Genomic DNA, 10,316 nt, shown 5'->3' on the forward strand with positions numbered 1-10,316 from the left:
CCCCCCCCCCCCCCCCCCCCCCCCCCCCCCCCCCCCCCCCCCCCCCCCCCCCCCCCCCCCCCCCCCGCTGGGGGGGTGGGGGCGCGGCCCCCACACATCACCCTCGAAAACGGCGAAGGCCCTCCCTGAGCAAGGGAGGGCCTGAGAGGGTGGCCAAGGCCGGGATCGAACCGGCGACCTTCCGCTTTTCAGGCGGACGCTCGTACCAACTGAGCTACCTGGCCGGGGCACCCGTACCGAATGCCTGGACAAAGTGTGCGACCCTGACGGGACTCGAACCCGCGACCTCCGCCGTGACAGGGCGGCGCGCTAACCAACTGCGCCACAGGGCCTTGCTCTGCTCCAACGATGTTGCCACCGTACCCCCTACGGGATTCGAACCCGCGCTACCGCCTTGAAAGGGCGGCGTCCTAGGCCGCTAGACGAAGGGGGCCCGCCGGATGTCTCCGGACCGTTTTCCAACGGCTTCCGTTGGGAGCCCGCATAGCTTATGACAGCTCGCTCGCGAATCCCAAATCGGCTGGTCAGAGGCTCAGGTTGAGGTCTTCCAGCCGAGCGGACGCGCGCCAGCCGACGCGCCGGAACTCGTCGAGCCACTCGGGAGTGGCCATGGCCTCGATGATCACCTCCAACGCCTCGGTGAATCGCGAGCGCAGATCGATGCCGCCGCCGAGCAGATCGATGATGTAGCGCTGGCCGGCCAGCGCGGCGGCGAGGGTGCGGGTGAGGCGGTCCACGTCCGATTCCGGGCGCAGCTGCTTCTGGTCGACCGCGCGCACCGCGAGCAGCCGGGTGGCCCGGCCGAGAATGCGGCCGCCGCCGGCCTGGACGTCGCGATAGAACTCGGGCTCGATGATCAGGCGGAACTCGGCCTGGATGATGATGTCGTTCTCGAGCCGCAGGGCGATCTCGTCGATCATCCCGTGCAGTACGTCCAGCGCACCGAGATCCGTTCGGGTGAGCCACCTTTCGGTGGTGGCGCGGTAGCGCTCGACCGCGGAGTCCAAAACCGCGCGCGCCAGATCCTCCTTGGAGTCGAAGTGGAAGTACATGGCGCCCTTGGTAGCGCGCGACCCTTCCAATATGCGGTTGAGCGATGCCGCGGCATAACCGCTCTTCCCGAACTCAACGGCCGCGGACCTGATGATCGCCGCACGTGTCCGGCGGGCCCGCTCTTGCTGCCGTGCCATGCTCGAAACGCCTCCGAAGCTACTTGCCGCCGGTGAAGTCCTCTTCGGAACAGTCCTCGGCGCGAAGGTTATGAGATTTTCAAATACTTCAACTCGGGCTACTGCCCGGTTTTCAAACTTTGGGTACGAAAAATAACGAGAAACCTGAAACGCACTGGCTGGTATAGTTCTCGACGCCCGGGTGCGCCGCAGGGGGTGCGCACCCGGGCGTTTTCTTCGTCTCGGATCTGCCTCCTGCGACGCTGTCTCCAGGGCATCGCGATCGGCCTGACCGATCGCGACATCTTCGGGCACATCAACCATAGGCGGAATCCCGTCCCGCCGGGGCACTCCCGGTTCTTCCGGAATTCACCGAGCGGTCACCGTACCCCGATACTCAGACCACTGTAGGGCGTACCGGCAAGTCAGTTCGCCGAATCGCGTTTCTCGGTCGATGGCAAATACACCGCAACCGGTTGGGCGATTGGTTCCTTTCGCGAATTCGGCCGCGCGCCAGCGCCGTTCACCGCCCACTACTCCCCGCCCGGACGAACCGCCACCGGACGAACACACCCACACCCGAGCCCCTCGTCCCCCCGCACGAACCACCGACACTCTTACCTCCGCTACCAATTGCGTTGCCACGCACCACGATTGGTTGATGTTTCCATACTTCTGCTCTCAAACAAATTGGAAACCAAGGTGATTGCCCGCCGTCGGGGCGCGGCGCCGGTCGGCCGCGGCCGGGCGAGCACCGTCTCGGGCGTATCGTCCGGCGGCCTCGAGATGTATCAGTTCGATCGCCGCCACGCGGGAAATACTCGAGGCGGCCGGCGCCGGCGACCCGTCGCCGACTCTTCTCACTCGCGGGAACCCGCGGTCCGACCACCCGGTCACCACCGCCCGCCAAGCCACATCCGCAGACGCCCCGAATACCCCACGCCGACAGCACAACCGGCGAGCCCACCCACCACACGCCCGCCGACCAGGCCGAATACCCGCCACACGCCGAACCGCCGGATACCGGTTACCGCTCGCAGACCCGTCCTATTAGACTTGCCACCCGCGCCCCTATAGCTCAGTTGGTAGAGCTACGGACTTTTAATCCGCAGGTCCCAGGTTCGAGCCCTGGTGGGGGCACCTTTCGGCGGGCCAGAGCCACAGCGCTCCGGCCCGCCGTCGCACTTGCGCCGCCGCCGTGCCGGTCGGGGCGAACGCAAACCCTCCACAGCCTCGCGGTGAGTGATTTCCGGCGGCGGAGCTAACATCTCGCTCGTGGCGGCGATAGTCAGCAGGGCATGGTTCGTGCGCCTACACTCGGAAGTGTTGTACCCGCCCCGACGTCGTCATATGAGTTCGGTCACGGACACTGTGAAGTCACCCAGATGCGTTTCGTATCACACCTACGGTGCCGTAAGGTATGGGCCGCGGCGGCAAGGCCAAGGGGGGCTGACGAGCAAGAGAGAACGACACACCGAAGGGTATGTATATGGCAAGGGATCTGACTCAACTCGAACTACTGACAGAGTTGGAGCCGGTTGCCGAGCAGAACGTCAACCGCCACCTGTCGATGGCCAAGGAATGGCATCCGCACGACTACGTGCCATGGGACGACGGTCGCAACTTCGCCGCGATGGGGGGCGTGGATTGGGACCCGTCGCAGTCGAGGCTCGGTGAGGTCGCCAAGGCGGCGATGATCACGAACCTGCTCACCGAGGACAACCTGCCCTCCTACCACCGAGAGATCGCCGAGAACTTCTCTCAGGACGGCGCCTGGGGCACCTGGGTCGGTCGCTGGACCGCCGAGGAGAACCGTCACGGCATCGTCATGCGGGATTATCTGGTCGTCACCCGCGGCGTGGATCCGGTCGCGCTCGAAGAGGCCCGGATGATCCACATGACCAACGGTTTCGCCTCGCCCGCCGAGGCCGACGCCGGATTCCTGCACTCGGTCGCCTATGTGACCTTCCAGGAGTTGGCCACCCGGGTCAGCCACCGCAACACCGGCAAGGTCTGCGACGACCCCATCGCCGACCGCATGCTGCAGCGCGTCGCCGCCGACGAGAACCTGCACATGATCTTCTACCGCAACATGTGCGGCGCCGCCTTGGACCTGTCGCCCGACCAGGCGCTGGACGCGATCACGCTGATTCTGGAGAACTTCCAGATGCCCGGCGCGGGCATGCCGAACTTCCGCCGCAACGGCGTGCTGATGGCCAAGCACGGCATCTACGACCTGCGCCAGCACCTCGAAGAGGTGGTGCAGCCGGTGCTCAAGAAGTGGAAGATCTTCGAGCGCAGCGACTTCACCGCCCGCGGCGAGCAGACCCGCGAGCGCCTGGGCCTGTTCCTGGAGAAGCTGGCCGGCGACGTCGTGAAGTTCGAGGAGCAGCGCGACCGCATGCTGGCCCGCGAGGCCGCCAAGCGCGACCGCCAGCTGGCCGCCAGCTCGGTCGGCTGAGAACTACCTGATCCGGAACCGCCCCCGAGCGTCGCTTCGCGGCCTCCGGGGCGGTTTCTCGTTCCGCGGCCGTATCCGGTGCGTCACCCGATGCCCGGGCGCGCGTTCCGCGCGGGGAGAATGAGCACCATGCAGTCCGTCCTCCAGAGCAAGGCACACGTGCGTATCGGCCCCTACCCGGTTGATCCGCCCGTCGTGCTCGCCCCGATGGCGGGTATCACCAATCTGGCGTTCCGGCGGCTGTGCCGCGAATTCGGCAGTCCTACCTCGCTGTACGTCTGCGAGATGATCACCGCGCGGGCCATCGTCGAACGCGATCCGAAGACGATGCACATGATGTCGTTCGGGGAGGGCGAGTTCCCGCGGTCGATGCAGCTGTACGGCGTCGACCCCGCCACGATGGCCGAGGCCGTGAAGATCATCATCGGGGAGAACCTCGCCGACCACATCGATACCAACTACGGCTGCCCGGTGCCCAAGGTGACCCGGCTCGGCGGCGGCTCCGCGCTGCCGTACAAGCGCCGGCTGTTCGGGCAAATCGTGCGGAGCATGGTGGCCGCCGCCGAGCCCGCGGGCGTCCCGGTCACGGTGAAGTTCCGCATCGGCATCGATGACGACCACATCACCTACCTCGACGCCGGGCGCATTGCCGAGGCCGAAGGCGCCGCGGCCGTCGCGCTACATGCCCGCACCGCGGCCCAGCGTTACTCCGGCAGCGCCGACTGGTCGGCCATCGCGCGCCTCAAGGAGGCCGTCACCACGATCCCCGTGCTCGGCAACGGCGACATCTTCAGCGCCGACGACGCGCTCCGGATGATGGCCGAGACCGGCTGCGACGGCGTCGTCGTCGGCCGCGGTTGCCTGGGCCGCCCATGGCTCTTCGCCGAACTGCAGGCGGCCATGCGCGGCGAACCGATCCCCGCCGGACCGACGCTCGGCCGAGTCGGCGAAATCCTCTACCGGCACGCCACCCTCCTGGCCGACCACGACGGCGAGGACAAGGGCCTGCGCGACCTGCGCAAGCACATGGCCTGGTACCTGATGGGCTTCCCGGTCGGCGCCGAACTCCGCCGCCGCTTCGCCACGGTCTCCACCCTCACCGAACTCCAGGACCTCATCGCCGCCCTCGACCCCGCCGCCCCCTTCCCGAAGGACGCCGAGGGCCCCCGCGGCCGCCAAGGCTCCCCCGGCAAAGTAAGCCTCCCCCACGGCTGGCTGGACGACCCCGAGGACGCCGCCGTCCCCACCGCCGCCGACGTCATGCACAGCGGCGGCTGACCTGCACTGTTCCACCTTCAAGTGGCTGATCGTGGCTGAATCGTTATCATGTCCCGAGACCGGTGATGCTGTGCGCCTCCGAGCGGTTCACCCAACCTTGGGTAAACACATCAAGGTCCGGTCGGAGACGATGAGCAAAGCGAGGTTCCTTGGTGGGTGACGACGAGCGGCACGGGCGTGGGTCCGGGCCCGGCGGTCGAGCCCCGTGGGAGCGCTATCGTGCCCCGGAATCGGGTGACGACGAACCCACCCCACGCCGCAGCCGGCACACCGACGACGGTGCCGATCCGATCACCGTGCACGATCTGGTGAAGCGGGTCGACAACGAACGCGGCGGCCGCCGCCGACGCCGCGCGGACGCCCCGCCGACCGGCGCACGCCCCGCGGCCGCACAACCACCCGCCGGAACCCCCTCCGGCACACGGCAACCCGGCGCGCGGCAGCCGAGTAATCAGCCACCCGCCGCCCCGCCAACCGGCGCAAGGCCCTCGGCCGCACAGCCACCCGCCCCGCCGCCCGGTGCAAGGCCCTCGGCCGCACAGCCATCCGCCCCGCCGCCCGGTACAAGGCGCTCGGCAGCACCGCCACCCACCGGAACACCATCGGGCACACGGCAACCCACGGGCGAGCGGCAGCCGGGTAACCAACCGCCCGCCGCCCCACCTACCGGCGCGAGGCCGTCGGCCGCGCAACCGCCGGATGCGCGTCAGGCGCCTGCGCACAATCCGGGCGCACGACAATCGGACGCACAAGCCACAGGTGCGGGACCGTCGGCGGCACAGCCAGGGAGCGGGCGTCAATCCACACAGGCGAGAGGCGGGGGTCAATCCGCCGCGCAGACGGGCGGGCGTCAATCCGCCGGGCAGGCGCCGGATGGGCGACAGGCCGCCGGACCGGCACCGGGCGGGAGGCAGCCCACCGGGCGTCGTCGTCGCGCGGAGGACCAAGCGGCGCAGGCTGATTCGGTGTCACGCGGGATCGGGGCGGACGATCGGCCCACCGATACCGTTGCCCCGCCACCGGCCGCGGCGCTGGGGCCCGTCGCGGCGTCCTTCCGCGCACCGGCTGGAAGCTCGGGGGCCGACGCGGGCGCGTCCGCCGCGCGCAACGGCCGCCAGTCGACCGAGCAGGTGACCGATAAGCTCCCCGTGCCCGAGGCGGAGGTCCCGGAACCCGAGACCGAGCGGGGCACTTCGGCCGCGCGGCCGAAGACCGTGGGCTCGCCGACTCTGTCCCGGCTGGCCCAGAACAAGCAGCGGCAACGGCAACGGCTGCAGTTGATCGCACGCGGCAGCACCGCCTTCGTCGCCGTGCTCGCGCTCGTGGTGACGGGGGTGGGCTGGAACTACCTGCGCGCCACCGACAACGGCTTCCAGCAGGTGTCGGCGCTGGACGAGAAGTCCGACGACATCGTCGACCCGGGCGGTCAGCTCGGCGACGAGAACTTCCTCATCGTGGGCACCGACACCCGCGCCGGCGTGGACGGCAATATCGGCGCCGGCACCACCGAGGACGCCGAGGGCGCGCGCGCCGACACGGTCATGCTCGTGCACATTCCCGAGAACCGGCAGCGCGTCGTCGCCGTGTCGTTCCCCCGCGACCTCGATGTGACCCGGCCCGTCTGCGAGGGCTGGGACAACGAGAAGGCGCGCTACAACGAGGCATCGTTCCCGCAGGCCGCCGGCGACAAGCTGAACGCGACCTACGCCCTCGGCGGCCCGAAATGCCTGACCAAGGTCATCCAGAAACTGGTCGGCCTGCGCATCGGCCACTTCATCGGCATCGACTTCAACGGCTTCTCCTCGATGGTCGACACCATCGGCGGCGTCGAGGTGTGCACGAAGAAGCCCTTGGTCGACGACGAACTCGGCACCATCCTGCCCAATCCGGGGCGGCAAGTGCTCAACGGCCCGACCGCGCTGGACTATGTGCGGGCCCGGCACGTCTACGGCGAGGAGCGCAGCGACTACGACCGCATTCACCGCCAGCAGCTGTTCCTGTCGTCGCTGCTGCGCGGGGCGCTGTCCAGCAAGGTGCTCTTCGACATCGGCAAGCTGAACGGCTTCATCAACGCCTTCTCCGGTAGCGCCTTCATGGACGCCGTCAGCACCAAGGACCTGTTGATGCTGGGCCGCTCGCTGCAGAAGGTCGACGCCGGTGCGATCACCTTCCTGACCGTGCCCACCGCGGGAACCACCTCCTACGGCAACGAGATTCCGCGCGAATCCGACATCAAGGAGATCTTCCGCGCGATCATCGACGACCAGCCGCTGCCGGGCGAGAAGAAGGCGCCCGAGCCGACCCCGGGCAAACCCACCCCGCCCGCGGCGGCACCGAAGGCGCTGACCGCGGTCGACCCCAGCACGGTGTCGGTGCAGGTGTCCAACGGCTCGGGTACCCCGGGCATCGCGAACACCTCGGCGACCAAGCTGTCCAGTCAGGGGTTCCAGATCTACAACGTCGGCAACTACTCCGGCGGCACCATCTCGACCACGAAGGTGCGCTACTCGTCCGGTCTCGAGGCCGAGGCCGCCACGGTCGCGTCCGCGATCCCGGGCGCCACGATCGAGTCCACCTCGGGACTGGGCAGCATCGTGGAGGTGGCGCTGGGCTCGGACTACACCGGCACGGTGCACGCGCCCACGGCGTTCGGCAGCACGCTGCCGGAGGTGCCGACCTCCTCGGCGAGTTCCTCCGATGAGACGCCCGCCGCACTGCCCTCGGACCTCGAGCACGTCAACGCCGCCGACGACAACTGCAAGTGAGTGCCCGTCGACCAGCGAAGATCCGCTAGCTCCGGGCAACACCATCGGTTCACCCGCCGTTCGTGACTTGGTCAGCGCTGGGAACTAGTGTTTGGTTTCATGCGTGTCATCTACAACGAACAAATGGCCGATCTCGCCAACATGCTGGGCGAGATGGCCGGCCTCGCGGGCTCCGCGATGGACCGGGCGACGCAGTCGCTGCTGCAGGCCGATCTCACGCTGGCCGAACAGGTGATCAGCGAGCACGATCAGATCGCCGAGATGATCACGCAGGCCGAGGAGAAGGCGTTCGCGCTGCTGGCGTTGCAGGCCCCGGTCGCCGGTGATCTCCGCCAGGTGGTCAGCGCGATCCAGATCGTGTCGGACGTGAACCGGATGGGCGCGCTGGCACTGCACGTCGCCAAGGTCGCCCGGCGTCGGCATCCGAATCACGCGCTCCCCGAGGCCGTCAACGGCTACTTCGCCGAGATGGGCCGGATCGCGGTGAACATGGGCAAGGCGGCTCAGGAGGTCCTCGAGACGCGCGACCCCGAGCGGGCCGCGCAGCTCAACCAGGACGACGAGGCGATGGACGACCTGCACCGCCACCTGTTCACCCTGCTGATGGACCGGGAGTGGAAGTACGGCGTCGCCCCCGCCGTCGATGTCACCCTTCTGGGCCGCTACTACGAGCGCTTCGCCGACCACGCCGTCGAGATCGGCCGCCGAGTCGTGTTCCTGGTGACGGGCGTGCTTCCGTCCGACGAGGACGCGGAGGTCGAGCAGATCTAGTCCCGCTTGCGCCAGGCGAGCAGGGGCGACTCGGTGCGCTCCGGCTTCCAGGGCAGCAGCGCGGCCACCGCGACGGCGCAGACCAACAACGCGCCGACCGCGAGGTACGACGCCGCCTGCGCGCCCTCGAGCGCGGCCACCTTCATGGCGTGGACCAGATCGGTCTTCGCACCGGCGAAGAACGGGCTGATCGGCGCCTTGACGACCTCGAGCACGCTGATCGGGGTGTCGCGGGCGATGCTCTTCTGATCCGGATTCATGATCGCCGCCGGGATGGCGTCGATGCGCGCGCCGACATGTGCGGTGTACGTGGAGGTCATGATCGAGCCGAGCACCGCCACCCCGAGCGTCCCGCCCACCTCGCGCGTGGTGTCGTTGACCGCCGAGCCCGCACCGGCCTCGTGCTCGGGAACCGCACCCATGATCGACGCGGTGGCCGGCCCCTGCACAACCCCGAAGCCGACGCCCATCAGCACCATGGACACCAGAACCGTTCCGACATAAGGTGTTTCGACCGTCACCTGCCCCGCCAGATACATGCCCACGGCGAGCAGCAGCAGCCCCGACAGCACGGTCGCGGTGGTGCCGAGCCGCTGCGCCACCAGCGTCGCGACCGGCGCGCCCACCCCCACCGCCGCGGCGAACGGCAGCGAGTGAATGCCGAACTCCAGCGCGCTGAATTCCTTGACGCCCTGGAAGTACTGGGTGATCAGAAACAGAAAGCCGAAGGCGCAGAAGTAGGACACGGTGATGGCCAGCGCGGGCACCGAGAAGCGCCGGATCCGGAACAGCCGCACATCGAGCACCGGAGCATCTACCCGCAGTTCCCAGGCGACGTACCCCGCGAGCAGCGCGGCCGCGATCACATAGCCGGTCACGCTGCGCCCCGCCAGCCAGCCGTGTTTCGGCGCCTCGATAATCGTCCAGACCAATGCCGTCACCGCCACCAGCGACAGCAGGATGCCCACGACATCCAGTCGTCCCGCGTGCTCGGCCCGCGACTCCGGCACCAACAGCAGCACGGCCACGATGGCGATCAGCGCGATAGGCACATTGATCCAGAAGACCGAATGCCAGCTGAAGTACTCCAGCAGCCACCCGCCCGTCACCGGCCCGATGGCCACCGCGACACCCGCCATGGCCGTCCACAACGCGATGGCCCCCGCCCGCAGCCGAGCCTCCGGAAACAGATTGATGATCAACGCCAGTGTCGCCGGAAACACCGCCGCCGCAAAGACTCCCATCCCCGCCCGAGCGGCGATCACCTGCCCGAGCGACCCGGACAAGGCCCCCGCCGCAGACATCACCGCAACTCCCCCGAGCCCGACCACCATCACCCGCCGCCGCCCGAACCGATCCCCCAAATGCCCCAACGCCAACAGCAACCCCGCGAACGCCAAAGTGAAAGCATCCACAACCCACTGCAACCCACTCATCCGAGCCTGCAGCTGCACCGCCATAGAAGGCAACGCCACATTCACCAACGTGTTGTCCAACACCACAAGCAGTTCCGCAAGACAAATAGCACCCAGCGCAAACCCCCGCCCCCGCACAGCAGGCGCCACCCCACCCCGCCCCCGAACCGTCGATACCGCCATACCAAGCCTCCCATTCCCATCGCTATAACGATCGGTGTAGTCAGCCCGAACAGTATCCGTTACCAGAAGTTGCAGACAACCGCCCACAGTATGAGTAAGCCAGCCAACAACAACCCCCCAAGAGTGACCCAAGCCACAACCCGTACACCCCAAAAAAAAAGCGCCCCGCCTACCCAAGCCGGGCCGCCAACGCACCGAAATACTCAAACAAAAAAGGTTTTCGGCGCGTCTCGGTTTTCGGGTGCCGCTGCGAAGCGACGAAGGAGCCAGCAGC

General features: G+C 68.1%; 6 protein-coding genes and 4 tRNA genes. 5 read left to right on the top strand and 5 right to left on the bottom strand.

All coding sequences use genetic code 11. The annotated features are described in order from the left end of the window. Window positions 1–150 precede the first annotated feature (150 nt). From QH470_RS11055 to QH470_RS11070, 4 genes are all read right to left on the bottom strand, one after another. A tRNA-Phe gene (locus tag QH470_RS11055) sits at window positions 151–224 on the bottom strand. Between the two features lie 34 nt (window positions 225–258). Then, window positions 259–332: transfer RNA gene (locus tag QH470_RS11060), tRNA-Asp, on the bottom strand. Between the two features lie 28 nt (window positions 333–360). Continuing rightward, window positions 361–433: transfer RNA gene (locus QH470_RS11065), tRNA-Glu, on the bottom strand. 91 nt (window positions 434–524) lie between these two features. Further along, window positions 525–1,190, bottom strand: a complete 666-nt coding sequence (locus QH470_RS11070) for a TetR/AcrR family transcriptional regulator (RefSeq protein ID WP_280272217.1) — start codon at window positions 1,188–1,190, stop codon at window positions 525–527. Between the two features lie 1,046 nt (window positions 1,191–2,236). On the opposite strand from QH470_RS11070, the gene QH470_RS11075 reads away from it, so the two are divergent. From QH470_RS11075 to phoU, 5 genes are all read left to right on the top strand, one after another. Beyond that, window positions 2,237–2,309, top strand: a tRNA-Lys gene (locus tag QH470_RS11075). A gap of 349 nt (window positions 2,310–2,658) precedes the next feature. Beyond that, window positions 2,659–3,630: an acyl-ACP desaturase gene (locus tag QH470_RS11080; RefSeq protein ID WP_280272218.1), complete on the top strand. Its 972-nt coding sequence runs from the start codon at window positions 2,659–2,661 to the stop codon at window positions 3,628–3,630. Between the two features lie 129 nt (window positions 3,631–3,759). Further along, the gene (gene dusB, locus QH470_RS11085) at window positions 3,760–4,908 is read left to right on the top strand and encodes a tRNA dihydrouridine synthase DusB (RefSeq protein ID WP_280272219.1); all 1,149 of its coding nucleotides are present in this window, start codon (window positions 3,760–3,762) and stop codon (window positions 4,906–4,908) included. 965 nt (window positions 4,909–5,873) lie between these two features. Further along, window positions 5,874–7,673, top strand: a complete 1,800-nt coding sequence (locus tag QH470_RS11090; protein WP_280272220.1) for an LCP family protein — start codon at window positions 5,874–5,876, stop codon at window positions 7,671–7,673. A 99-nt stretch (window positions 7,674–7,772) separates the two neighbouring features. Then, window positions 7,773–8,444 (top strand): phosphate signaling complex protein PhoU, encoded by a 672-nt coding sequence (phoU, locus tag QH470_RS11095; RefSeq protein ID WP_280272221.1) that lies wholly within the window; start codon window positions 7,773–7,775, stop codon window positions 8,442–8,444. Here phoU and QH470_RS11100 read toward each other — a convergent pair. Further along, entirely contained in the window at window positions 8,441–10,042 is a 1,602-nt protein-coding gene (locus tag QH470_RS11100; RefSeq protein ID WP_280272222.1) for a DHA2 family efflux MFS transporter permease subunit, read from the bottom strand. The genes phoU and QH470_RS11100 overlap by 4 nt on opposite strands. Between the last annotated feature and the right edge of the window lie 274 nt (window positions 10,043–10,316).

The sequence above is a fragment of the Nocardia wallacei genome (genome assembly GCF_029868745.1).
Taxonomy (GTDB): Bacteria; Actinomycetota; Actinomycetes; order Mycobacteriales; family Mycobacteriaceae; genus Nocardia; species Nocardia wallacei_B.

What these genes read in the sequence shown, in the direction of transcription:
- QH470_RS11070 (WP_280272217.1), bottom strand. Translation starts at nt 1,190, where the DNA reads ATGGCACGGCAGCAAGAGCGGGCCCGCCGGACACGTGCGGCGATCATC.
- QH470_RS11080 (WP_280272218.1), top strand. Translation starts at nt 2,659, where the DNA reads ATGGCAAGGGATCTGACTCAACTCGAACTACTGACAGAGTTGGAGCCG.
- dusB (WP_280272219.1), top strand. Translation starts at nt 3,760, where the DNA reads ATGCAGTCCGTCCTCCAGAGCAAGGCACACGTGCGTATCGGCCCCTAC.
- phoU (WP_280272221.1), top strand. Translation starts at nt 7,773, where the DNA reads ATGCGTGTCATCTACAACGAACAAATGGCCGATCTCGCCAACATGCTG.
- QH470_RS11100 (WP_280272222.1), bottom strand. Translation starts at nt 10,042, where the DNA reads ATGGCGGTATCGACGGTTCGGGGGCGGGGTGGGGTGGCGCCTGCTGTG.